The sequence below is a fragment of the Leptospira terpstrae serovar Hualin str. LT 11-33 = ATCC 700639 genome, assembly GCF_000332495.1.
Lineage (GTDB): Bacteria > Spirochaetota > Leptospiria > Leptospirales > Leptospiraceae > Leptospira_A > Leptospira_A terpstrae.
The window spans coordinates 266,843-290,341 of the sequence record NZ_AOGW02000010.1 but is presented as its reverse complement, the minus strand read 5'-3'; the positions used below and the strand labels follow the sequence as shown (position 1 = coordinate 290,341).

Annotated in this window: 28 protein-coding genes and 1 tRNA gene; 21 read left to right on the top strand and 8 right to left on the bottom strand. The window is 38.6% G+C overall.

All coding sequences use genetic code 11. The features are described 5' to 3' along the window. The first annotated feature begins 46 nt into the window (after window positions 1-46). Window positions 47-1,144 carry a hypothetical protein gene (locus LEP1GSC203_RS09840; RefSeq protein ID WP_002974166.1) on the top strand — a complete coding sequence of 366 codons (1,098 nt, stop codon included), beginning with the start codon at window positions 47-49 and terminating at the stop codon, window positions 1,142-1,144. Window positions 1,145-1,214: 70 nt separating this feature from the next. Here the strand turns inward: LEP1GSC203_RS09840 and LEP1GSC203_RS09835 are convergent, their stop codons facing one another. Beyond that, a complete protein-coding gene (locus LEP1GSC203_RS09835) occupies window positions 1,215-1,469 on the bottom strand; it encodes a hypothetical protein (protein WP_039937882.1) in 255 nt (84 codons plus the stop codon). Between the two features lie 143 nt (window positions 1,470-1,612). Between LEP1GSC203_RS09835 and LEP1GSC203_RS09830 the strand changes: the two genes are divergently transcribed. Further along, the gene (locus LEP1GSC203_RS09830; RefSeq protein WP_002973656.1) at window positions 1,613-3,052 is read left to right on the top strand and encodes an APC family permease; all 1,440 of its coding nucleotides are present in this window, start codon (window positions 1,613-1,615) and stop codon (window positions 3,050-3,052) included. Between the two features lie 57 nt (window positions 3,053-3,109). Here LEP1GSC203_RS09830 and LEP1GSC203_RS09825 read toward each other — a convergent pair whose 3' ends face one another. Next, the gene (locus tag LEP1GSC203_RS09825; protein ID WP_002973654.1) at window positions 3,110-3,733 is read right to left on the bottom strand and encodes a hypothetical protein; all 624 of its coding nucleotides are present in this window, start codon (window positions 3,731-3,733) and stop codon (window positions 3,110-3,112) included. Between the two features lie 11 nt (window positions 3,734-3,744). On the opposite strand from LEP1GSC203_RS09825, the gene LEP1GSC203_RS09820 reads away from it, so the two are divergent. Together LEP1GSC203_RS09820 and LEP1GSC203_RS09815 are read left to right on the top strand one after the other, a co-directional pair. Beyond that, the gene (locus LEP1GSC203_RS09820; RefSeq protein WP_002974331.1) at window positions 3,745-3,984 is read left to right on the top strand and encodes a hypothetical protein; all 240 of its coding nucleotides are present in this window, start codon (window positions 3,745-3,747) and stop codon (window positions 3,982-3,984) included. A 32-nt stretch (window positions 3,985-4,016) separates the two neighbouring features. Then, window positions 4,017-5,114: an NAD(P)-binding protein gene (locus tag LEP1GSC203_RS09815; protein ID WP_039937704.1), complete on the top strand. Its 1,098-nt coding sequence runs from the start codon at window positions 4,017-4,019 to the stop codon at window positions 5,112-5,114. A gap of 2 nt (window positions 5,115-5,116) precedes the next feature. On the opposite strand, the gene LEP1GSC203_RS09810 is transcribed toward LEP1GSC203_RS09815, so the two are convergent. Next, on the bottom strand, window positions 5,117-5,548 hold the full coding sequence (locus LEP1GSC203_RS09810; protein WP_039937880.1) for a DUF1499 domain-containing protein: 432 nt from the start codon (window positions 5,546-5,548) through the stop codon (window positions 5,117-5,119). 70 nt (window positions 5,549-5,618) lie between these two features. Between LEP1GSC203_RS09810 and LEP1GSC203_RS09805 the strand changes: the two genes are divergently transcribed. Beyond that, window positions 5,619-6,503, top strand: coding sequence for an alpha/beta hydrolase (locus LEP1GSC203_RS09805; RefSeq protein WP_002974135.1), 885 nt, complete (start codon window positions 5,619-5,621; stop codon window positions 6,501-6,503). A 23-nt stretch (window positions 6,504-6,526) separates the two neighbouring features. Here LEP1GSC203_RS09805 and LEP1GSC203_RS09800 read toward each other — a convergent pair. Continuing rightward, a tRNA-Leu gene (locus LEP1GSC203_RS09800) sits at window positions 6,527-6,608 on the bottom strand. 104 nt (window positions 6,609-6,712) lie between these two features. On the opposite strand from LEP1GSC203_RS09800, the gene LEP1GSC203_RS09795 reads away from it, so the two are divergent. Together LEP1GSC203_RS09795 and lysS are read left to right on the top strand one after the other, a co-directional pair. Next, window positions 6,713-7,351: a hypothetical protein gene (locus tag LEP1GSC203_RS09795; protein ID WP_002974036.1), complete on the top strand. Its 639-nt coding sequence runs from the start codon at window positions 6,713-6,715 to the stop codon at window positions 7,349-7,351. A gap of 9 nt (window positions 7,352-7,360) precedes the next feature. Beyond that, entirely contained in the window at window positions 7,361-8,845 is a 1,485-nt protein-coding gene (gene lysS / locus LEP1GSC203_RS09790) for a lysine--tRNA ligase (protein WP_198008575.1), read from the top strand. Window positions 8,846-8,976: 131 nt separating this feature from the next. Here lysS and LEP1GSC203_RS09785 read toward each other — a convergent pair whose 3' ends face one another. Then, complete coding sequence (locus LEP1GSC203_RS09785; protein WP_002973786.1) at window positions 8,977-9,522, bottom strand: hypothetical protein; 546 nt, start codon at window positions 9,520-9,522, stop codon at window positions 8,977-8,979. 57 nt (window positions 9,523-9,579) lie between these two features. On the opposite strand from LEP1GSC203_RS09785, the gene serA reads away from it, so the two are divergent. From serA to LEP1GSC203_RS09770, 3 genes are all read left to right on the top strand, one after another. Next, window positions 9,580-10,803: a phosphoglycerate dehydrogenase gene (gene serA / locus LEP1GSC203_RS09780; RefSeq protein WP_002973706.1), complete on the top strand. Its 1,224-nt coding sequence runs from the start codon at window positions 9,580-9,582 to the stop codon at window positions 10,801-10,803. 28 nt (window positions 10,804-10,831) lie between these two features. After that, on the top strand, window positions 10,832-11,608 hold the full coding sequence (locus LEP1GSC203_RS09775) for a hydroxyacylglutathione hydrolase (protein WP_002973575.1): 777 nt from the start codon (window positions 10,832-10,834) through the stop codon (window positions 11,606-11,608). Window positions 11,609-11,726: 118 nt separating this feature from the next. Beyond that, the gene (locus tag LEP1GSC203_RS09770) at window positions 11,727-12,491 is read left to right on the top strand and encodes an endonuclease (protein WP_002974211.1); all 765 of its coding nucleotides are present in this window, start codon (window positions 11,727-11,729) and stop codon (window positions 12,489-12,491) included. Here the strand turns inward: LEP1GSC203_RS09770 and LEP1GSC203_RS09765 are convergent. Beyond that, window positions 12,481-13,383 (bottom strand): LysR family transcriptional regulator, encoded by a 903-nt coding sequence (locus LEP1GSC203_RS09765; RefSeq protein WP_002974386.1) that lies wholly within the window; start codon window positions 13,381-13,383, stop codon window positions 12,481-12,483. The two genes, LEP1GSC203_RS09770 and LEP1GSC203_RS09765, sit on opposite strands and share 11 nt — an antisense overlap. A 96-nt stretch (window positions 13,384-13,479) precedes the next feature. On the opposite strand from LEP1GSC203_RS09765, the gene LEP1GSC203_RS09760 reads away from it, so the two are divergent. The 11 genes from LEP1GSC203_RS09760 (at window position 13,480) to LEP1GSC203_RS09710 (ending at window position 20,770) form a co-directional block, all read left to right on the top strand. Then, entirely contained in the window at window positions 13,480-13,893 is a 414-nt protein-coding gene (locus tag LEP1GSC203_RS09760; RefSeq protein ID WP_002973831.1) for a MauE/DoxX family redox-associated membrane protein, read from the top strand. A 149-nt stretch (window positions 13,894-14,042) separates the two neighbouring features. Continuing rightward, on the top strand, window positions 14,043-14,834 hold the full coding sequence (locus LEP1GSC203_RS09755) for an SDR family NAD(P)-dependent oxidoreductase (protein ID WP_002973749.1): 792 nt from the start codon (window positions 14,043-14,045) through the stop codon (window positions 14,832-14,834). A 94-nt stretch (window positions 14,835-14,928) separates the two neighbouring features. After that, entirely contained in the window at window positions 14,929-16,314 is a 1,386-nt protein-coding gene (locus LEP1GSC203_RS09750) for a dihydrolipoyl dehydrogenase (protein WP_002974278.1), read from the top strand. Then, a complete protein-coding gene (gene trhO, locus LEP1GSC203_RS09745) occupies window positions 16,311-17,342 on the top strand; it encodes an oxygen-dependent tRNA uridine(34) hydroxylase TrhO (RefSeq protein ID WP_002974008.1) in 1,032 nt (343 codons plus the stop codon). Before LEP1GSC203_RS09750 ends, trhO begins: the two co-directional genes overlap by 4 nt. After that, window positions 17,343-18,260, top strand: coding sequence for an ABC transporter ATP-binding protein (locus LEP1GSC203_RS09740; protein ID WP_002973657.1), 918 nt, complete (start codon window positions 17,343-17,345; stop codon window positions 18,258-18,260). It begins immediately after the preceding gene. A gap of 2 nt (window positions 18,261-18,262) precedes the next feature. Beyond that, window positions 18,263-19,033: an ABC transporter permease gene (locus tag LEP1GSC203_RS09735; protein ID WP_002973747.1), complete on the top strand. Its 771-nt coding sequence runs from the start codon at window positions 18,263-18,265 to the stop codon at window positions 19,031-19,033. Then, window positions 19,017-19,313 carry a BolA family protein gene (locus LEP1GSC203_RS09730; RefSeq protein ID WP_002974417.1) on the top strand — a complete coding sequence of 99 codons (297 nt, stop codon included), beginning with the start codon at window positions 19,017-19,019 and terminating at the stop codon, window positions 19,311-19,313. The genes LEP1GSC203_RS09735 and LEP1GSC203_RS09730 overlap by 17 nt, the downstream gene beginning before the upstream one ends. 1 nt (window position 19,314) lies before the next feature. Continuing rightward, a complete protein-coding gene (locus LEP1GSC203_RS09725) occupies window positions 19,315-19,986 on the top strand; it encodes a glutathione S-transferase family protein (protein ID WP_002974520.1) in 672 nt (223 codons plus the stop codon). Window position 19,987: 1 nt separating this feature from the next. Beyond that, window positions 19,988-20,212 (top strand): BolA/IbaG family iron-sulfur metabolism protein, encoded by a 225-nt coding sequence (locus tag LEP1GSC203_RS09720; RefSeq protein WP_002974177.1) that lies wholly within the window; start codon window positions 19,988-19,990, stop codon window positions 20,210-20,212. 2 nt (window positions 20,213-20,214) lie between these two features. Next, window positions 20,215-20,523, top strand: a complete 309-nt coding sequence (gene grxD / locus LEP1GSC203_RS09715; protein WP_002974306.1) for a Grx4 family monothiol glutaredoxin — start codon at window positions 20,215-20,217, stop codon at window positions 20,521-20,523. 4 nt (window positions 20,524-20,527) lie between these two features. Further along, on the top strand, window positions 20,528-20,770 hold the full coding sequence (locus LEP1GSC203_RS09710) for a glutathione S-transferase N-terminal domain-containing protein (RefSeq protein ID WP_002974104.1): 243 nt from the start codon (window positions 20,528-20,530) through the stop codon (window positions 20,768-20,770). Between the two features lie 122 nt (window positions 20,771-20,892). Here the strand turns inward: LEP1GSC203_RS09710 and gshAB are convergent, their stop codons facing one another. Together gshAB and gshA are read right to left on the bottom strand one after the other, a co-directional pair. Further along, the gene (gshAB, locus tag LEP1GSC203_RS09705) at window positions 20,893-21,900 is read right to left on the bottom strand and encodes a bifunctional glutamate--cysteine ligase GshA/glutathione synthetase GshB (protein WP_002974125.1); all 1,008 of its coding nucleotides are present in this window, start codon (window positions 21,898-21,900) and stop codon (window positions 20,893-20,895) included. A 4-nt stretch (window positions 21,901-21,904) separates the two neighbouring features. Further along, window positions 21,905-23,497 carry a glutamate--cysteine ligase gene (gene gshA, locus LEP1GSC203_RS09700; RefSeq protein ID WP_002974081.1) on the bottom strand — a complete coding sequence of 531 codons (1,593 nt, stop codon included), beginning with the start codon at window positions 23,495-23,497 and terminating at the stop codon, window positions 21,905-21,907. Window positions 23,498-23,499 lie beyond the last annotated feature (2 nt).

Here is a 23,499-nt window from a genome sequence, read left to right as displayed (position 1 = left end):
ATTTAGAGTCCATACGGACAACAGAAATTTCCACAAAGGAGCGAAGATGGAACCAACCCTTCGATTTAGAGACCACCGTTCAAAAAACAATAGAACCATCCATTGGATTCTTTTGGGAATTGACTTACTAGTTCTAAGTATTCTCATCCCTACTTTTTACAGTTCGGATATTTTTGATGGAGATCCCGTGACTCTAATCGTGATTGCGGGAATGGCATTTATTTTCTTTCTCATGCCTCACATTTTCTTGAAGGTGATGCAGAAACCCAAATGGACTGAGGTGGATCCAATAACAAAATCCATTCGGTTTATGGAGAATAATAAAATCTTACAGTCTATTCCCTGGGCTTCTCTACAATTTCTAACTTACTCAGAGTATCGTTATACAGTGAAGACCAAAAATGGATCCAAAACAATTACGGTTTTTACTGTCCTTGCTCATCAGGAGAAAGAAAAATTTTCCATTGCAGAATCGACAAACTATCCCGAACTACGTTTGATCGGGGAAAGAATTGCAAAATTGATCAAATTATCCATCCAAGAGGAATCTGGTATTTTAATCCCTTACACAGACCTTGACCTCCCCATCCATAAGAGAAAAATTCCAAAAGAAATCTGGGATTCAGAAATTACGTTTAGCCCAAGGTCCCAACTTTCTGTCGAGAAAATAGGAAAGGAGAGTTTACTCAAATCCAATTATAAACCTAAGTTTTATCTTCTGATTGCAGTAAGTGTGAGTTTTGCTTTTACATTAATGATTCATTTTTTTATAGGTTCTGCATTTGAGTTATCCATTGACTCTTGGGAAACATTTCCTCCCACAACATTCCAATTGATTTTTTTGGTTATTTCTATTGGACTGGGATTTATACCATTAGCTTATGTTTGGTGGAACCAAATCAAAAAGAAAGAAATTCAAATTTCAAGTGATACCTTGTATTGGAACGGAAAGGCTTATCCATTTGTAGAATGGGAAGAAATTTTATTAAAACAGAATACACTTTATCTCGTGAATGATCATTCTACAAAAACTTTTCCCTTACAATTCTTTTGTGAAACTAATGATTTTGTTCCAGTGCGAAATTGGATTCAAAAAGAAATTGGGAAACAATCGGGAAGGAGTGAAGATTTGGGAAGATTTTGAAGTTCTAAAAAAAGGAAACCCTATCTATCTAAACCTAGAAAAGATAGGGTGAATTAAAAAGTTTTTGAAATTACTGTGCGGGAACACCAGGAATTTCTTTTTTCTTTTTCTCCTTGGAGAGTAATCCTTTTAGTTTTTCTTGAGTCGCAGGGTCTTGGAGTTTTTCCTTTCCCATTTGGATTGCTTTTTGGCCTTCTTCAGAATTGGCCTTTTCTATGATTTTATCCATAATGCCTGGTTCCTCGGAACCTCCCTCTCGGGATTCTGAACTGGCACAGCTAAGCGTAAGTGAAAGCAACATTGCTAATATTATTGTTTGTTTCATATCTAGTTTCCGTAACAGAAAAAACATAGGTTCACAAAATCGATTCGTCAATGGAAAAACAAAATCGTTTGTAGAAAACAAGCCCAGTTCTAAAAACAATCCTGGATTTAAAAAAAGAAAAAAGTAATACACAAGGACGTTTCATGAATCAAAAATCTATGGATCAGGATTCAGCACAATTAGAAGCTCTCGGACTCAAATCCGAATTTGAACGCAGTATGAGTTTTTGGGAAAATTTTTCCCTTGGTTTTACTTACCTCTCTCCAGTGGTAGGAGTGTATTCCGTATTTGCCCTAGCCATCCAAGCCGGTGGTCCTCCCATGATTTGGAATTATCTCTTGGTGGGTTTTGGACAATTTTTAGTTTGTTTGGTATTTGGGGAAATCGTCTCCCAATATCCCATCTCTGGTGGTATTTATCCCTGGGCTCTTCGTTTGGTAGGAGAACGTTGGGCTTGGATGTCAGCTTGGGTTTATGCTTGGGCACTTTTTACTACGGTCGCAGCCGTTGCTGTGGGAGGTGCTCCTTTTCTTAGCCAACTCTTTGGTGTCGAATTTGGAAACACCGGTTTCATTTGGATAGCCATCGTTATGATCCTTATCTCTACCATTCTCAATTTAAGTGGAACAAGACTCCTAGCACAAGTTGCCTTTTTTGGATTTTTATGTGAGCTCATCGGTGCAGTGGTGGTAGGAGGATATCTACTTATCTTTGCAAAAGTAAATTCTATCTCAATCTTGTGGAATACCTTTTCATTGGGAGAAGGGACAAGTTATTTCCCAGCATTTTTAGCCTCTTCAGTGGCAGCTATGTTTTGTTACTATGGATTTGAAGCCTGCGGGGATGTAGCGGAAGAAACACCAAATGCAAGTTCAGCGATACCAAAATCCATGCGTATGACAGTTTATATTGGAGGAGGAGCTGCTACCTTTGTATGTTTGGCGCTATTACTTGCACTTCCCAATGTAGACAAAGCCATTTCAGGAGAAGACAGTGATCCTGTCACAACAACTCTAGTTTCCGCGATGGGTATCGTAGGATACCGCATGGTCATCGTCGTTGTAATGGTTTCATTTTTATCTTGTTTACTGAGTTTACAAGCAGCAGCAAGTCGCCTTTTATTTTCTTTTGCACGCGACGGAATGATCTTTGGTAGCAAATACTTAAACCATCTTTCTAAGTCAGGGAAAGTTCCTGTAAATGCACTAATCATTACTGGTCTCATTCCTATAGGAATCGCAAGCATCGGACATTGGTTACAAGATGCAGTCACAACCATCATTAGTTTTGCATCAGCGGGAATTTATATCGCTTTTCAAATGGTAATCCTAGCTGCCTTGTATGCACGTTACCACGGATGGATTCCAAAAGGATCTTTTACTTTAGGAAAACTAGGTGTTTGGATCAATTCCATTGCATTATTCTATGGAATTACTGCAGTAGCAAATATGGTTTGGCCAAGAACTCCCGAAGAACCTTGGTATATCAATTATGGAATGATTTTTACTACTCTTGTTGTCATATCTTCTGGAATTCTCTACCTTTTGGTAGCAAAACCTCACTTACAAAGAAAGAAAAACTAAGTAGAAACAAATTAGGTTCAAAAAATCAGTAATCTGATTCTTTATTTGGGAAAAGGGTTATTCCCTTTCCCAAATCAAATACTCACCACCAGAAATTTCCTCTTTTAATATGATCCGAAACCCTGGCAAAAAATTTCCACCGAATCCATGAAAGGTGATTAGTTTTGATTTTGGTTTCATTAATAATAGATTTTGTTTTAGGATTTGTAAATCTTTTAGAAATTGGCTTGCTGATTTTATTTTATTTGAATCGATAGAATGACTTCCCTTCATAGTTTCATACAAAGGATTAAAACAATAATAATGTGAGTGTCCTTTCGGAAATTGGTTTAAAAAATTCACTTTTCTAAACTGCACCTTAGTTACCTCCCAATGTTCTTTCAAAGATTCAGAAACATTTACTAACTCTTCTCTATCTTCCAAACCTAAAATATCAATCGAATGATGGGAAAGAAGAGAAAGATAAATACAAAACTTGCCCACACCTGAACCTAAATCTACAAGTGATGTCACTCCATCATGAGAAAGAAAGTTCCAAGTTCTTTCGATGACAGAAATAGGAGTCCATTGAAAAGGAGAAAGTGTTTGGAAATTTTGGGGAAGGAAGGAATCCCATAAGGCATCTGTCATTGGATCCCCTACGCTGAATTTCTTTCCTTTACTGAAAAATTGGTTTCTCATTTTTTCCCGCTATGTTACACCTTTTGTTTATGGACCAAAAGATTCAGTATTTGAACCAAATGATCGAAATCATTGATAACAAAGTTACCATTTTTAAGAAAAACAAGTCCAAATTACCACAAGCGGCTTATACTGCCGAAAAACAAGTGCTCACGCGCACCATCCAAGATACCATCCAACTTGCCGAAGAAATCAAACCAGTTCCTTTTTCCCTCATTAATGATTTGAAAGCTCTCATCAAACAATTATAATTTGAATTCGCTTCGGTAAAGCGATGCAAATTATGGATCCAATTTTTTGTTACCAAGTCCCTGTGGTCATTGGTGCCGGTATTTCTGGTGCAGCCATTGCTATGCTGACTCCAAATGTGGTTGTCTATGATAAAGGAAGATCTTACGGCGGCAGAGTTTCTAGTAAACAAGGAACAAACCAAGCCACCTTTGACTTTGGTGCCACAATGTTTCGTGATCCGATGGAAGTGCGTTGGCTCGGCAGGGAAATCAAATATTCCATCGTAGAAATATGGAAATCTCAGTCAGTCTCTTTGCAGACAAAACCAATCTACAGCGAATCCCATTTTTATCCGCCTTTAGGTATGGCAAATTTAGTATCCGCCATGTTAGGAAATGTAAAACCAATCCAAAGCCATACTTTAAAAAGAATGGAAAGAACAGATGGAAATACTTGGAATTTGGAATTTCACAACTCTGCCACCAAACAAACAGATACAATTTGTACTCATTCGGTTATTCTAACTCTTCCAATCCCTCAAATTTTGGAAATATTCCAACGATCAACAGAAAATCATTACCTCAAACTCTGGAGCGAATTTTTAGAAAACTACAATGATTACCGAAAAACTCTTGTTAGTTATTTTTACTGGGACCAATGGAAACCTGATTGGAAGGCACTTTATTTAGACCCTGAGGCAAAAATTCCAATCACAACAAATTTGGAGCCTGGAACCGATTGGGAATACCAAAGTTGGGAAAGTCTAAAGTATCCTAGGGAATTTCATTCTGGTTCTGCCCTACTTGTCCAATTTGGTGCCTTGTTTTCAGAAACGCATTTTGATAATTGGATGGATGAAAAAAAAAATCCAAACCCAAACGATAAAGGTTACTTAATCCAGAGTTTAAAAGAAATATTCAATGCCCCAGAACCTAACTTAATCTGGAACCATCGATGGAAGTATGCCCAAGCACAAATGCCACTACTTGGTAGGGAGGGCCCATTAGATCTTGACTCCGAAGCCTTTGAAGAGTGGAAACATCTTTGCAAAGAAACTGGGATCACCGTTCTTGGGGATTGGCTATTTGGTCCAAAGATTGAGAGGATCGTTGGAGGAATTTATTTTCTTTCTCACAACGATTTATTATGAGTTTATTCTTTTGCGAGTAATTCTCTAAACTGATTCACACGCCTTCGGTTTGCAAAAATATCCCACAAACCGAGAATTGATTGAGAACGAACTTGTGCTTCCTGTTTATCAGGGGGAAAATAAATCTCTACGCGATCAGGAAATCGAAATACTTTTGTGAAAAAAATCACACGGATGTATTCATTCTCTTTTTCTTCACTGATCCAGATATTTTCCGATTCATGGAAGTATTTGGCAATCCTTTCGTATGCAACCTGACGAGAAGTGGCATAAACAATCGGATCCACTTTATGAACAATGTTATATTGCATACTTTGACTCGAAACACAGTTAGGCGACGGCGGACAACCTCTTAATTCTCCATCACTCACACCAGAGAGTGGACTTAAGACACTCATACAACAGATAAAGAAAACACCTAATGCAGCTTCCATATCTCCTAAAAACCAAAAGTCTCTGTTTTTTACTTGCAGAATTTCAAAATTTCTCGTCTTTTGTTGGCTCATGAAACAAATCAAAAAATACACAATTTCTGGAATGATTATCATTATCATCTTTCTCGTAATAGCTGCTTATTATTTTTCAAGTTTGGTTCTTTATCCAAAAGTCAATTGTAACTTGGACCACCACGTATATTGTAATGGCCCATCCGAAGTAGGACTAACATTTGAAGAAGTAACTATTACAACTGAGGACAAACTTAACCTTGTTAGTTACTGGATACCCGCAAAACAATCGAAAGGTACGATCATCCTGGTGCATGGACATGGCGGTCAAAGGAATGAAGGAATTCGGTTTGCAAAAAGCCTAAACAAAGCTGGATACAACTTACTTCTCCTTAGTTTACGCAGAAATCATGGTGGTTTTGCCTCCATGGGATATCACGAACAAAAAGATGTAACAGCTGCTATATCCTATTTAAAGGCAAAAGGTTTCGAGAAAATTGGTATCTTTGGATTTTCTATGGGTTCTGCAACCAGTATCATCGCCATGGCTGACCATCCAGAAATCCAAGCCGGTCTTTTTAGTAGCGGTTATAGAAGTGCCATTGATGTTCTTGTTGAGTCTGCCAAACGTGATTTTGGAATTCCCTATTACCCACTGATACCAGTAGTAAAACTTGCCCTGAACTTACGCGGAGAGATGGACATTGATTCCGTTAGGCCCATTGATAAAATTGCCTCCATTAGTCCAAGGCCCATTGCTCTTTTCCATTGTAAAATGGACGATTATGTGGATTACCACCATGCACTCGATTTGTTTGCGAAAGCCGGAGAACCCAAATCTCTTTGGTCACCAGAATGCAAAAGACATGAACGCCTTTGGAATTTTGATCCGAAAGAAGCAGAGGCAAGAGCCGTTGGATTCTTTCAAAAGTATTTAAATTGATTTGGTTCTGATAAGTTAGATTTTGCTCGAAGGGGGACTCGAACCCCCACACCTTGCGGCACTACCACCTCAAAGTAGCGTGTCTACCAATTCCACCATCCGAGCGGGTGTATATGTAGGTCAGGTTAGGAAAACGGGTTCTTTCGTCAAGGAGATGAATTTTCTCTTGTCACTTGCACTCACCATTAGGTAGGTTGTAGGGGTCAAGTATGCAAGTATCCGATCTTACGTTCCGACTCAAACTCCTATTGATTGGCTTCCTTTCTCCTTTATTGATTCTGATTGGTCTCATCCTATCTGCTCCTTATTGGTTAAAATCCTCTGAAACTTACCAGAAATCAGACCTGGCAGTGTTAGAAGTCTCAAACACTTTGCCAACGAAAAAGTTATTAAAAGCTGTGGCTAATTTATCACAGCGCTCTGATTTTAAAAAACTGATCCTTGTTATACGGGAAGATAAGTCTCAAAATCTTCTCTATTCACCGCAAGAAAAAGAAACAAAAATCAAGGAAGTTTTAAGTTCCTTAGGAATGGGACCGGGACTTGTATCTTCTTTAGTAATCATAGGGACCAAAATGGGTGACACAGACGAGGCATCCAAAAACCTATTAAAAATAGCTGTTTCCGATAATTTAGGAAGTATTTTACTTCTTTGTCGGGAATATGAAACCAAACGTGTTTTAGGAACTTATCGCAAAACCTTGGCCAGTTTACCCATCAAGGTGACAGCTTATGGATTTCCATCTGACATCTCTGGTTCCAACTGGTTTTTGTCAGATGATGGGGTTCGGGAAATCACCGGCGAATTTGTACGTTATCTGTATTCTTATATTAGAGGTGTCCTATAAATGGATGAAATTAAAGATTCCAACGAACTGATAGAGCAACGCATTCAAAAAATTAACGATTTAAAAGCAAAAGGAATCAACCCCTACCCACTTCGTTTTTTTCCCAATGCAAATTCTAAATCACTGATTGCAGGTTTTGATCCTAGCCAAACAGAGAAAAAATCCTTCAAACTCGGTGGCCGTTTGCAAGGGAAACGAGTGATGGGAAAAGCAAGTTTTGCTCACCTAAGAGACGCAGAAGGTCTTATCCAACTCTATGCCACAAGAGATGATTTAGGCGAAGAAAACTATTCTCTATTTAAATCTTTAGATTTGGGAGATTGGATTGGTATTGAAGGATGGCTCTTTCAAACCCAAAAAGGCGAAACCACACTTCACTTAACAAGCGTTCAACTCCTTGCGAAGTGTATCCGCCCTCTTCCTGTTGTCAAAGAAAAAGACGGTGTAGTGTATGATGCTTTTTCGGATGTAGAACAACGGTACCGGATGCGTTATGTAGACCTTGTTGTCAATGAAAACGTAAGAGAAACCTTTAAAATGCGTTCTCGCATCATTTCTGAAATTCGAAAATTTTTAACCAACGAAGGATTTTTAGAAGTAGAAACTCCGATGATGCAACCCATTGCAGGTGGTGCAGCGGCACGTCCTTTTGTCACTCATCACAATACTTTGGATATGGAACTTTTCCTTCGCATTGCTCCTGAACTTTACTTAAAACGACTGATTGTAGGTGGCCTTGACCGAGTTTTTGAGCTAAACAGAAACTTTCGAAACGAAGGAATTTCCACCAAACACAATCCGGAATTTACAATGATGGAAGCCTATATGGCGTTTGGTGATATGGAAGCGATGTTATCACTCACTGAGAGGATGGTTGTCTCTGTTGCTGAGTCCATTGGCAAAGGATTAAAATTTGCCTATGGAAAAGATCAAATCGACCTTACACCTCCATGGAAACGAGTGAAATACATTGATATCATAAAAGATTATTCTGGAATTGATTTTAGCCAAATCACTGATGTAAAAGATGCCATCGCACAGGCAAAAGCCAAAGGTGTGGACTCTTCTGATTCCGTTTCGATTTGGAAAGTTTGTGATGATGTTTTTAGTTCGCTTGTGGAACCCCATCTCATCCAACCAATCTTTATCACTGATTTTCCAAAAGAACTCTCTCCCCTTGCCAAGTCCAGAGAAGATGACCCAAAATATGTAGAACGATTTGAACCTTATGTGGCAGGACGTGAGATTGGAAATGCATTCACTGAGCTCAACGATCCATTTGACCAAAGAGAAAGATTTGAAGAACAAGTAAAACAAAGAGAAGCCGGGGATGATGAAGCCTTTATGATGGACGATGATTATATCCGAGCTTTGGAATATGGTCTTCCCCCTACAGGTGGGCTTGGCATTGGAATCGATCGGCTTGTGATGTTACTCACTGACTCTCATTCCATTCGCGATACCATTTTGTTTCCTCTCATGAGACCAGAATAGAAAAATCACTGATCTAAAATCAAAACGACGGATGCCAAAATCATTTTAGTGATTCGTTGGAAGTATAAAAAAAGCCTCTAAGGATTGAATCCAAAGAGGCTTTTCTCTATTCTTGAGAGATAAGAAATTTTTTACTTTTTGCCTATATTTAGTTTTGGCTCTGATTCGATGGTGCGAATCAATTTGGAAAGATTCGATTGGAAGGATGCGGTTTGGCCCGAACTCAAGTAGTAGTTAAAGGTTTCCTTTCGGTTTGTATAACTAATCCCAATGGTTTGGCTCTCTCCTACTTTTGGAATGATCTCTGGAGAAATCGCAGAACTAATCACAATTGTATCAGAATAATCTGTATTGGTTCGTTTTAAGTTGTACCAAGTCTCACCTAACTTTAAGGAGACACCGATAGGAAGGTCTACGTCAAATGTTCCAATTTCATAGAGGAAAAAATATTGAACGGAACCTGTGGTATTGTCCCTTTCCGCCTTAAAATACACACAAGGACGTTTTCCGAAAACCAGTAAAGCTTTTCGCAAACAAAGCTCATTTGAAATGGCTGTTTGTTGCTCCAAAGTTGGTTCCGGTGTGACTACATAGGCCTTGGTCCCAGAGCAGGAAACAAAAACCAGAAAAGTGAGGAAAATGAAGGAAATTCGGGTTAAGGACAAGATTCTTTCCATGGTAAGCTCAACCTTTTTCGAGGTGCAAGGTTTAGCAAAGGAAAAAATCCTGTTCCTATGGTATCTTATCCCAAAGGAAAAATAAAAGTCCTACTTCTGGAAAACATCCACAAGGATGCATACGAACTTTTCCACCGAGACGGTTTTGACGTTACCCTCGTCAAAGATGCGATGGAAGAAGCCGAACTCATCGAGAAAATCTCCGATGTACATGTTTTGGGCATTCGTAGCAAAACAAATGTTACAATGAAAGCCCTTCAGAATGCGAAAAAATTAATGACTGTGGGTTGTTTCTGCATTGGAACCAACCAAGTGGAATTAGAAGAAGCAGAAAAACGTGCCATTCCAGTCTTCAACGCTCCTTACAGCAATACCAGGTCTGTGGCGGAACTTGTCATCGCTGAAATCATTATGCTTGCAAGAAAGGCAACAGACCAGTCCCGCGATGTCCACCTTGGAAAATGGAATAAAATAGCAAAGGGCTGTTTTGAAGTCCGAGGTAAAACCTTAGGGATCATTGGTTACGGACATATCGGTTCCCAAGTCTCTGTTCTTGCTGAGTCAATGGGAATGAAGGTGATCTTTTACGATATCATTTCCAAACTTCCTCTAGGAAATGCTTCTTCTGTACATACGTATGAAGAAGTTCTCAAACAATCTGACTTTATTACCTTTCATGTACCGGAAACAGACGAAACAAAAAATCTATTCCGTAAAGAACACCTAAACCTTGTCAAACAAGGAGCTTATTTATTGAACCTTTCTCGTGGAAAAGTTTTAGAAATTGATGCACTAGTAGAAGGTTTAAAGTCAGGAAAACTTGCCGGTGCTGGTGTGGATGTATTTCCAGAGGAACCAAAGTCCAATGATGATCCTTTCGTTAGCCCACTCCAAGGTCTACCGAATGTAATCCTTACCCCGCATGTGGGTGGGTCAACAGAAGAAGCACAAAAAAATATTGGATCAGAAGTCGCAGAAAAACTTTTAAAATACGTTAATAACGGATCCACTACATTTTCTGTAAATTTTCCAAACATAGAACTAGGAAGTTTGAAGTCGGGTTACCACAGGATTCTAAATATCCACCAAAACCAACCAGGGTTTTTGAGAGATATCAACTCGATCATCTCTGATATGGGTGGGAATATTCTAACACAAAACTTAAGTACTTCATCTAATATTGGTTATTTGAGTATGGAAATTGATAAAAACTTGGGCAATGAATTAAAAGATAAAATCAAAGCTCACAAACATTCCATCCGAACTCGGATCCTCTATTAAAAATATAGATCGGGAAGGATAAAATCAAATGATAGAAATCCTTCCCATTTTCACTCATTCACCACTTCGCAACTTTAGTTATATTGTTTATTCAAATCGAACAGGCGAAGCCTATGTCATTGATCCCTTCGATGCCAAATCCATCTTAACCTATACGAAACAGTTCGGTGTTAAAATCAAAGGAATTCTGAATACCCATGAACATGGTGACCATACCCAAGGGAATTTAGAACTAAAGGAAGAAACAAAAGCTATCATCTACGGGCATACCAATGCCAAAGATAAAATTCCTGGACTGGATCAAATTCTAAAGGAAGGGGATATCGTCTTTTCAGCCGAAGAAGAATCACTTGTGGTTTGGGACACTCCAGGGCATACATTTTCTCATCTAAGCTTTGTTCGAAAAAATCCGAATACAATTCTTGGAATTTTCTCTGGCGACACTTTATTCAACGCAGGTGTGGGTAATTGTTTTCGCGGGGGAGATCCGAATGCATTATATGACACCATACAATCTCGCTTTGAAACACTACCTGACACTTGTTTGTTGTATCCAGGCCATGACTATTGGGATAACAATCTAAAGTTTTCTTGCCATATAGATCCAGAAAATGAATTTCGCAATTCCTACAAAACTTCTTTAAAACCCTTCCAGGTATCGGAAATTGGTGCAGAAAAGAAATTAAATCCCTTTTTTAGAAGAAATACAGATTCAGTTAAAGACCGACTAACGGAATTAAAGGAAAGTTTTAGTGATGAACGTTCTGTATTTTTGACTTTGCGTAGACTAAGGGATCAATGGTAAATTTTGTATTTTACAAAATCCAAGCTAAATTTAAAAATCTGCCAATGAGCTTTTCTTCGCAAGGACAGTTGATTGATTCCAACAATTTGACACTAGACTTTGCGACAGTTGTTTTACCTTGAAACAGATTAAATATTTCAGCATTTTCATTTTCCTATTTTGTTTGGTGAGTATTTTTCTATATTCTCAATCGGAAGAAACCGAATCAGTCAGAGAGAAACACAATCGAACCATTGACTTTCAAAAAGCAAAACGAATCTTAAAACGATTTTATAAAAAAGTAGGAACTGATTTTTACTGCGGTTGCAGATTTTCTGATGACATAGAAGTCCCCGGTCGACTCAAAATCGATTTTGAATCTTGCGGGCTCGCAAGCAGAAAAGACAATCACCGTCAAACATGGATTGAATGGGAACATATTGTTCCTGCTCACAGTTTTGGAAAAGACAGAGAATGTTGGACCAAAAAAGACTGCGAGCTAAATGGAAAACACGTGCGCGGACGTAAATGTTGCCAAGCCACTGATCCTGAATTCAACCAAATAGAAGCTGATTTACACAATATCGTTCCAGTTCCTGGAGAGATCAATGCAGACCGTGGTATTTTCTCTTATGGTGAAATTGAAGGAGAAGAGAGAAATTACGGATTATGTGATTTTGAAGTTAATTTCAAAGAACAAACGGCAGAACCCAAACCAAACATACGTGGGGACATTGCCCGAACATATTTTTATATGGAATGGAAGTATGGAATTGTGATTCCAGAAGGAAGACGAAAACTCTATGAATCATGGAACAAACTAGATCCACCGGATACCTTTGAAATCAGAAAGAATGAAATCATCGAAAGATTCCAGTCTGTTAAAAATCCCTTTATTGATTGAACCTGCGCCTACATTCCGATTCTAAAAAATTTCGAAACACCATCACTCTACGGGACGGTGTGCGGTTCATAGGATGTACAACCCAAACACTTCCAAAAGTATCTAAAGAAAAATCCTGTAAAATTGGAATGAGTTTACCAGATTTTACATAATCTTCAATATCCCAGAAAGATCGGAAAAGAACACCTTTCCCCCTTAATCCCATTTGCACCAAACTACCCGCATCATTGGATAGAAAATTTCTATTCTTTGTCACACTAGCTAACGAAAGTTCTGTACCAAAAAATCGTAAATCTTTATGTAAATCTAAATACAAAAGATTATGTGTTTCCAAATCCTTTGGTGACTGTATTGCTAGGTTCGTATTCAGGTAGTCTGGACTCACAACCGCTAGGATTCGATTTTTAAATAGATAAGTACCAACAAGGTTTACTGGAATTTCCAGTCCGACACGAATTCCAATATCTATTGATTCTTCCATAAGATCGAGGAGACTGTCGGTAACGATTAGTTGTATTTTTATTTTAGGGTTTTGTTCTTGAAAGTTTACAATCAGTTCGGAAACAAAATTGTTAGCCATAGAGCTTACACAAGTTACCCGAAGGGTTCCCTCTAACTCGTCTTTGTTGGCCAATGAATTTTCTAATTCCTTTACACTTTCTAGAATGGAGCTTACCTTTTGAAAAATCAACTCCGCCTCTCTTGTGGGAACGACCTTTCTTGTATTGCGATAAAAAAGTTGGGTCTTCCAAGTCTTTTCCAATCCTAAAATCCGTTTGGCAATCGCTGCCTTCGTCACTCCCATTTTGGTTGCGGCTTGCGTAAAACTGCGCTCTTGAACCACAAAAACGAAGGTTTTTAAGTCTTCCAGGTCTCGAATCGATACATTCATCCAATCATTGTATACGATTAGTATTCAATCTGTCAACTATAGATCCTATTGGATATTTTTTGTTTACAGATTTTCCAAGAATAAGAGACCGACGAAATGAATGCAATAGAAACAAACGGAATCGCATTAGCAAGTCTAGTGTTAAGAATCGCAATTGGAGCCAACCTTCTTGGGCATGGCATCGTAAGAATGGGAAGTCACTATGGAGTCTTTAGGGAATGGATTCAGGGATTATTTTCTACAACTCCCATTCCTTCCATTCTCGTTACATTTATGGGATTTATGATCCCACCACTGGAACTCCTATTAGGTGTTTTAATCCTCATTGGTTGGAATACAAAATGGAGTTTGTTACTTGCGGGACTACTCATGTGTTCTCTTATTTTTGGAATGTGTTTGTTAGAAAAATGGGAAATTGTAGGAATCCAAATGGTATATATGGTTTGTTACTATTTAGCTCTAACTTCAGTAGACAAACAAATCTTATCAGTAGATTCGTTTTTAAAGTGAGAAATAGATGAAAACTAATCATGTTATATTTGATCCCAAACAAAACAGGTCTGTATTTCAAACATTGAAGACTGTACCATCACCCCAAAGAGAGTACAACTACAATCAGGAAAAAATATTGGTAAAATTTTACGGAGAGGAATTACAAAATGAATACAGGTCTTAAAGATAAAAAAGTTTTAGTAACAGGATCTACCAAAGGGATTGGATTCCAAACGGCAATCCAATTTGCGAAGGAAGGTGCTCTTGTATTTGTTCATGGAAGATCGGATCTTGCAGTGGAAAAAGCAATTACGGAAATCAAATCCATCCAACCTGAGGCAAAGTTGGCAGGAGTCTCTGCCGATCTGGCTTTAGAGGAAGGAATTCAGAAACTTACGAAAGAAATTAAAGAGGTGGATATTCTAATCAATAACGCCGGTTATTTTGAACCCAAATCTTTTTTTGAAATCACAAGAGGAGATTGGATAAAGATGTATGAAACCAATGTCTTAAGTGGGGCTATCCTCACACAACATTATTTGAAAGGAATGTTAGAAAGAGACTATGGTCGCATCGTATTTGTTTCCAGTGAATCGGCTCTGAACATTCCCGTTGAGATGGTGCATTATGGGATGAGTAAAACCGCTCAACTTTCTATTTCCCGAGGCAGTGCAGAAGTTTGTAAAGGAACCCAAGTTAGAGTGAATTCTGTTTTACCAGGTCCGACACTTTCGGAGGGTGTGGAAGATTTCATCCAAAGTTTGGCAAAAACCCAAGGAAAAACAAATGAGGCGATGGCTAAAGATTTTATTGTGGAAAACCGCCCGACTTCCCTTGCCCAAAGGTTTGCCAAACCGGAAGAAATTGCCCATGTGATTCTCTTTCTTGCAAGCGACCTGTCTTCCATGATCAATGGAGCCTCGGTCCGAGCCGACGGAGGAGTCTACAAATCCATTTGAACCGGAAAAAAATATTCGCAGTTTTTTCTAAATTTGCCAAAAGAGATTTTGCTTCATTTACAGAAAACTGTCGAATTTTCAAGCTGGAATTGGTATGAAAGAATATGACATCATTGTCATTGGTGCCGGTGCCGGAACCAAACTCGTCACTCCCCCCTCGCTCCTAGGCAAACGCGTGGCAGTATTTGAAAAAGAAAGTCCAGGGGGAACCTGCCTCAACCGAGGTTGTATTCCCTCCAAAATGATCATTTATCCTTCTGAACTCATTCGTATCACAGAAGATACGGATAAGTTTCCAGTGCATTTTAAGGAAAGGCCCATTGCCGATGTGGACAAAATCTTTCGACGAGTGAATGAAACGGTAAAACAAGATTCCGATTCTATTCCCATTGCCTATGACAAAAATCCAAATATCGACTTCTATCCCAAACAAGTCCGGTTTGTGGACAACCGTGTCCTCTCTGATGGAAATGAAACTTATACCGCCAAACATATATTTGTTGTGACTGGCACAAGACCAAGTATCCCCGAAATTCCTGGTCTCAAAACCATCCCTTTTTGGACATCAAGAGAAGCCCTTTCACCAGACCAATTTCCAAAATCACTGCTCATCATTGGAGCAGGTTTTATTTCCTTGGAACTTGGTGCCGCCTACCAGGCTTATGGATGTAAGGTCACAGGGCTCACCCGAACCGAGATATTACGAACTGCCGATGGAGATATCAAAAAAGAACTTTCAAACCATCTCCCCTTTTCTATTGAATCCCATTACCAAATCGATAAGGTTGAATATACAAACGGAGAATTTAAGGTCATAGGAAAAACAAAAGAAGGAAAAGAAACAATCCATACAGCAGAACGATTGTTAGTAGCAACGGGGATCCGCCCAAATACAGATGATTTAGGTTTGGAAAAAACAAATATCAAAACCAATGATGTAGGCTACATTCTTGTAAATGATCACTTGGAAACAACAGAGCCTGGGATCTATGCCTTTGGAGATGTGATTGGAAGGTATTTTTTTCGCCACAGTGCCAACTTCGAAGGGGAATACTTATACGACCATTTGTATGTTTCAAAAACGAATGCACCCATCAAGTATCCACCAATGCCCGAAGCAGTTTTTACCCATCCACAAATAGCAAGTATTGGATTTACAGAAGAAGATCTAATCCGAAAGAACATTCCTTATTACAAAGGAATCAACCCCTATTCCTCAAGTGCTACAGGAATGGCAAGAATGTCTAACTCAGGTTTTGTCAAAGTTCTAGTTTCAGTAGAAACAGAAGAGGTACTGGGTGCCCATATCATTGGAGAGGAAGCAGCAAATCTTCTCCACCAAATTGTTCTTGGAATGTATCTAAAAGCAAAGTTAGACGACTATTTAGGAATGATTTACATTCATCCTGCTATTTCTGAAATCACAAGAAATGCCTTCCGGAAAGTAAGAGAAGAAAAACTAAAGAGGATAAAAAAATGAAAAAATTTTTATTCAATCGTTATGATAAAGATACCTTACTCAAACGAGTATCCACAGATTCAAGAGAAAGAAGAGTGATCTCCTTCTATCGTTATGTAAAAATTGAAGACCCACTTGCTTTCCGAAACAAACTCTATGATGTTTTTGAAGACTTAGGAATCCTTGGGCGAATTTATTTAGCAAAGGAAGGAATCAATGCACAGTTTTCTATACCTGTTGATAACTATGACAAACTAAGGGCGATTGTAGATTCCATCCCAGAGCTCAATAAAATCTATTTCAACGATGCGGTAGAAGACAAAAAGGAAAGTTTTATCAAACTGGCGATCAAAGTACGCAAAAAAATTGTAGCGGATGGTTTGGATGATTCCCAGTTTGATCCCTCGGATGTAGGAACCCACCTAACACCTTTAGAATTTCACGCGGCTCTCGCAGAACCGGGCGTGATTGTTGTCGACCTTCGCAATAATTATGAATCCGAAGTGGGTCATTTTGAAAATGCCATATTACCCGATGTAGGTACTTTCCGAGAAGAATTACCAATCGTCGAAGGTATCTTAAAGGAAGAAAAAGAGAAAAAAATTCTACTTTACTGTACGGGTGGGATTCGTTGTGAAAAAGCAAGTGCCTACTTAAAATACAAAGGGTTTTCCCATGTGCACCAACTCCAGGGGGGAATCATCAATTACGCAAAAGCAGTGCAAGATGCAGGAATCACCTCTAAATTCAAAGGTAAAAATTTTGTCTTTGATGATAGGCTCGGAGAAAGAATCACAGAAGATGTTTTGACCGTTTGTTATGTTTGTGGAAAACCCAGTGACCGCCATACCAATTGTGCAAACCTGGGATGCCATGTCCTTCTTGTCCAATGTGAGGACTGTGCCAAAGAACTCCTAAATTGTTGCTCCGAAGAATGTAAAAAAATAGTCTTATTACCAGAAGAGGAACAAAAACTCTTAAGAAAAGAAAATAGGGAAAACAAAAAATATCCCACGCACCACCTAACAAGAAAACTAGTAGGAAAATAAATGCAAGAATATGCAATCGAATTGGAAGGTTTAGAAAAAACCTATCCGAATGGAGTGAGGGCTCTTCGTTCCATCAATTTAAAAGTTGAATCAGGAGACTTTTTTGCCCTGCTTGGACCGAACGGCGCTGGAAAATCAACTACCATTGGAATCTTGAGTTCCCTGATCAACAAAACAGGGGGAAAAGCAAAAATCTTCGGAGTGGATATCGACGCAAATCCAGATCTAGCGAAAACCTATTTAGGAATTGTTCCCCAAGAATTTAATTTTGGAATCTTTGAAGCCGTAGAACAGATTCTTATCAACCAAGCTGGTTTCTATGGAATGCCTTACAAAGAAGCCAAAGACAAAGTTGAATATTACTTAGAAAAATTATCACTTTATGATAAACGAAAGTCAGCCGCGGGTCAACTCAGTGGGGGAATGAAACGGAGGCTTATGATTGCCAGAGCCTTAGTGCATGATCCAAAACTTCTTATTTTAGATGAACCAACAGCAGGTGTCGACATTGAAATCCGAAGGTCTATGTGGGAATTTTTGAAAGAACTCAACCAAGCGGGAAAAACGATCATTCTTACCACCCATTATTTGGAAGAAGCAGAATCCCTCTGTAAAAACATAGCCATCATTGACAAAGGAGAAATTGTAGAAAACACCTCGATGAAAAAGTTACTGCATCGTTTGGATAAAGAAACCTTAATCATTGATTTAAAAAAATCCTTCAAATCAAAACCTATGTCCAAAAAATTTCATTGGGAATGGTTGGATGACCATACTCTCGAAGTGCAATTGGATAAAAAAGCATCTGTGAACCAACTCTTTACTGAACTTACCAAACTGAATTTGGAAGTTTTGAGTCTTAGAAACAAATCCAATCGATTAGAAGAACTTTTTTTGTCTCTTACAGGAAAAAACTAAATATGTGGAAAAGTAACTTTACAGCTTTACAAACCATTGTTAGAAGGGAATGGATTCGCATCATCCGTATCTGGGTCCAAACGCTAATCCCACCAGTCATCACGATGGCTTTATATTTTTTAATCTTTGGTGAGCTAGTCGGACGCCAAATTGGAAAAGTGGGAGATTTCACTTACATTGAATTTATTGTACCAGGTCTTATCATGATGAGTGTCATCACCAATTCCTATAACAATGTTGTATCCTCGTTTTTTTCCAGTAAGTTTCAAAGAAATATAGAAGAGTTACTCGTATCACCCACTTCACCATATACAATCGTAATAGGTTATACGTTTGGTGGTGTGGTTCGGGGACTTTTTGTGGGATCTCTAGTTACACTTACTTCCCTATTTTTTACAAACCTTAGATTTCATAATCCTTTAGTGATCCTATTCACAGTCTTAATGACATCGATTTTGTTTTCCCTTGGTGGATTTTTTAATGCTCTTTTTGCCAAAAAATTTGATGATGTCACCATCATCCCCACCTTTATCCTCACCCCTTTAACGTACCTCGGCGGTGTGTTTTACTCTGTAAAAAACCTTCCTGGATTTTGGCAGACCGTTTCCTATTGTAATCCTATCCTTTATATGGTAAATTTGTTTCGTTATGGATTTATCGGGGTTACTGATGTGAATTTATATTTTTCGTTTGGCTTTATCATTTTACTTTCGGCTGTACTCTTTTTTATCAATGTGAGGTTAATGAAAATTGGTTATGGAATCAGAAACTAAAGAATCAAGACAAACTCGGATGGAATCCATCCTAAAGAATCAATTTGCACCTCAAAGTTTTAGTCTTACCGATGTTTCCCTGGAACATGCGGGACATCCCGGTATGACAAAAGGATCCAAGGAAACCCATTTCCGATTGCAAATGGTCTCCTCCAAATTTATAGGTAAGTCCACTGTGGAAAACCACCGAGCGGTCTACGCCGAACTTGGGGAGGAATTTAAAAAAGGCCTCCACGCATTAGAAATGGATCTATCTTCTCCCGAACACCAGTCTAATTGATATGACCAAACCCGTTCTTGTTAGTTTTAAACTTTGCCCTTTTGTCCAACGTTCTGTGATTAATCTTTTAGAGAAAAAAGTAGATTACGATATCAAATACATTGACCTAACAAACAAACCAGAGTGGTTTTTAAAGATTTCTCCTTTTGGAAAAGTTCCCGTCTTACAGATAGGAGACGATGTGATTTTTGAATCAGCAGTGATCAATGAATATTTAGATGAAACCAATACACCAGCGCTTCACCCGACAGATCCCATCCAAAGAGCCAAACACCGTTCCTGGACAGAATTTGCCAGTGCCCTTCTTGTGGACCAGTACGGATGGACAATGGCCAAAGAAAAAATAGACTCAGATAAAAAAAGGGACGAACTCCTTTCCAAATTCAAAATTTTAGAAGCAGGACTTCCCACGCCCACTGGTTCGACCTTTTACTTTTCTGGTTCCAAAATGCATTTAGTAGACACTGCCTTCGCCCCGTTCTTTATGCGTATGCAATTTTTGGCAGACCATAACAGAGAATTCTATTTACTTGGAGATTTTCCAAAAATCCAAAAATGGAGTGAAACTCTACTTTCACTGCCATCGGTAAAGAATTCTGTTTTACCGGAAGTGCCTAAGGAATATCTTGAATTTATCAAAGCCCACCAATCTTGGATGGGAGGAAAGCTATAGGATGACAATCCCTGAAATCCAAAAGAAAATTGAAGATGGCCTACCTGGCTGCAAAGTGGAAATTTTAGATCCCTATCGGGATGGAGTCCATATCAAAGCTGTGGTTACTTTTGCCGGATTTACTGGCAAAGGTCTCATAGAACAACACCGTATGGTCTATGCCACTTTGAAAGATGAATTAAAAGAAGAAATCCATGCATTGGCATTGGAAACTAGGAGCGAATAACCATGGAACAAGAGTTAAAGGATAAAATTGAATCCTTAATAAAATCAGAAAATGTTTTTCTTTTTATGAAAGGAACACCAGAAATGCCACAATGCGGATTCTCTGCAGGTGTTGTAACAACCCTAAAACAACTTGGAATTCCTTTCGGTTCGTTTAATGTTCTATCTGATATGAAAATCAGAGAAGGAATTAAAGAATACACCAACTGGCCCACCATCCCTCAACTTTATATTAAGGGTGAATTTGTTGGTGGTCATGACATCACCATCCAAATGGCCCAGTCGGGTGAACTAACAAAAAAAGCGGGCTAATTTCATGATTCGCCTCTACCAGTATGACACTTGCCCTTACTGCCAACGAGTGATTCGCGCTGCCGAATCCCTTGGGCTTGTCTTGGGTAAGGATATAGAATTTGTAGAGGCATCCTACGGGACACCGGGCAGGGCCGAAGTGGTACGACTCGGAGGCCAGTCCCAAGTTCCTTTTCTTGTGGATGGGTCTGTACAAATGTATGAATCCGCAGATATCATTGCCTACCTCAGATCCAAATATTCTTAAAAAATAAACTAGGTCTTGGTAATTGAATCCATCAACAAACAAACCTTAAGTGCATATCCTCTCTAGAATCTATTTAAAAAAAAACAGACAAACTTAAAGATTCTAAGTCAGCATATAAAAGATCAAGTAAATCCAAGTAAATCTAAGATCTTATCTCCCACAAACCTTGGTTTGCCGGAATAAGGAAATTCATGGATGTATAAAACCGGATTGAAGTTGATTTCAAGAATGGCATAAGTTTTTGGATCCGGTTTCAATTCTATTTGTGAGGAAATGATATCAATCCCACAAATCACAGCACCTGCCGCCTTTGCACAAGAAACAGCAATGGATTTGAATTCTGGATGTACTGCATCGGTCATATCCAAGGAATCTCCGCCTGTAGAAATATTGGAATTTTTCCTAAGAAAAATTTGTTTACCCAAATCTGGAATCGAGTCAAAATCCAAAGCCTGGTCTTTTAAGATGGCTTCTTCCACAGCAGACATTTGTATTTTTTCCAAAGCGGTTTTGTGGCCTTCCCCGCGCCTGGGATCTTCATTTTTCTTAACAATCAATTGCCTGATGGAGCTTTTCCCATCACCCACCACATTGGCTGGCACTCGGTTGCAAACAGCAATCACTTCTTCACCTAATACTAAAAACCGATACTCAGGGCCTTCAATAAATTCCTCAATGATAATGGAACTGGAAAGTCCGAGGGCCACTTGCACGAAGTTTGTAAATTTTTCTTTGGAATCCCCTGGGTTAGAAATTCCAATTCCTAATCCAAAGTTAGTGGTAACAGGTTTGATCACCTTCTTTTTGTCTAAAAAGAATTCATAATCTTTAAGCGCATCTTCTAATGAAGAATAATTTCTTCCTATCGGAACACGAATCCCATTTTCATCTAACACCAATTTGGAGGCAATTTTATTCTCCATCACTAGATAAGTCATAAGGCTATCTAAACGGGTTTTACTTGCCTCTTTGACAAATTCTATATGCGACCCTTGTTTCAGCCGTAGAAAGTTTTCTTTTCTATCTACCATTTCAACTGTAATGCCCCGAGCCATTGCATCCCGAATGATGATTTGTGTGGAAATTTCTAAATCTTCAAAACCAGAAGGCAAGGCTTTTGTATCGTTCACTTTTTCAAACTCCACTACACAGTTTTAAAGGTTTGATTTGGATGGGTTTTTGATTTTTCTTTAAATGGCTTCCTTCCAATGTTTCGATCTTTTGTTGTTCGTAAATCGACTGAACACTTAGGTCTTCGAAGTATTTGATTTTGTTAGGAGAAAGGGAATACTGTAACAATTCTTCCTTATGTGATTTGGCAAGTGTGAGCCCAAACTCACGGAAACTTGATTTATGAATTTCTAAATCTAACTCAGACATCTCTGACCCTAAATGACTAGGATCATCCCATTTTTCCCACTGTGCCTCCCAAGCTTTACTAAAGGGGCCGCTTGCATCATTTTCATCTAAAAGGTCGGCTATGGGTTGGATTTCCACAAAAAGTTGGTAAACCAATTCCCGTAATGGGATTTCCTTTCCTAAAAATTGAACCTTTGTATCTTCTTTTCTTCCAAACCAAGTGGTCACTTCTTGGTTTTTTCTCCAATCTGCCATTTCCGCCAAATCAGATTTAGGTGATTCATTTAACATACAATAGAGTAAAACTAAATGTAAAAAATAAAGGCGGTTTTCTTCAACACCAATGGGTGAAAATGGATCCAAATCCAAAAGACGGATTTCTAAATACTCTACACCTCTTTCCACAAGTGCATCCACTACCCTTTCCTCTCCTTTCGGAACTTGTTTGGGTCGAACGAGAGAATAGTATTCGTTTTCTAACTGCAAAATATGGTCATTGAGTTGGTTCGTTGGTTTCCCATTATACTGTTTGTAGAGAGAATAGGACTTGGAAACTACATGACACATCCCATACGCATATTCTTCCAAAGAATTAACGGAGATAGGATATTTCCCCTGGACTTTGCTCGTATAACCAATGCTAGACAATCGCAGTGTAGTTGCAAATGGAGCTTTGAGGGTTTTTGAATCACTTTTTTTAATCTGTTTATTCTCTTCCGTAAATGTTATGTCTGTTAAACTTGATGAACCAAATAAATATAATAATGCGGGAGAAATTCTATAAAAATTCCGAATGGTATCAAAATAGATTTGTGATTTTGTTTCAGGAGTTAATGGTTTTTTAAATCTTTTTTCCGAGACAATGGACAATAAACAAGTATCGAAAGAGATATTGTAATGAACCCCAGAGATGGTTTGCATTTTTTTTCCATACCGATGCCCAAGGCCATTGCGATAGATGGTTTTTTTCCGCCCTTCTGCTGAAGTTCCATAATTTCCTACTTCAATTTTATTCTCAGCAGGTAAAATTGGTGGCATACTGAATGGCCAAAGGTATTCCGATTCTAAGTTCTTTGCAGTAAAGGCATGTAACTCAGTAAGTTCTTTTAAGGCATCGGGAATGGATTTGTGAATATTGGTAGCATACTCAATTTGCGCTTCGGCAAAATCCGTTTTGATTAACGGATGAGTAAGGCTTGATCCTAAGGCTTTTGGATGTGGTTTTTGCGAAATTTGCGATTTTCCATCCACCCTCACACTTTCCCTTTCTAATCCATGTTTGGCGCTTAGCAAACAGGCTCTATATTCTTTTGATAATAAACTATTGGTTGAATTCTTTTTTGTTGATGTTAATAACTTTCGTTTCATGG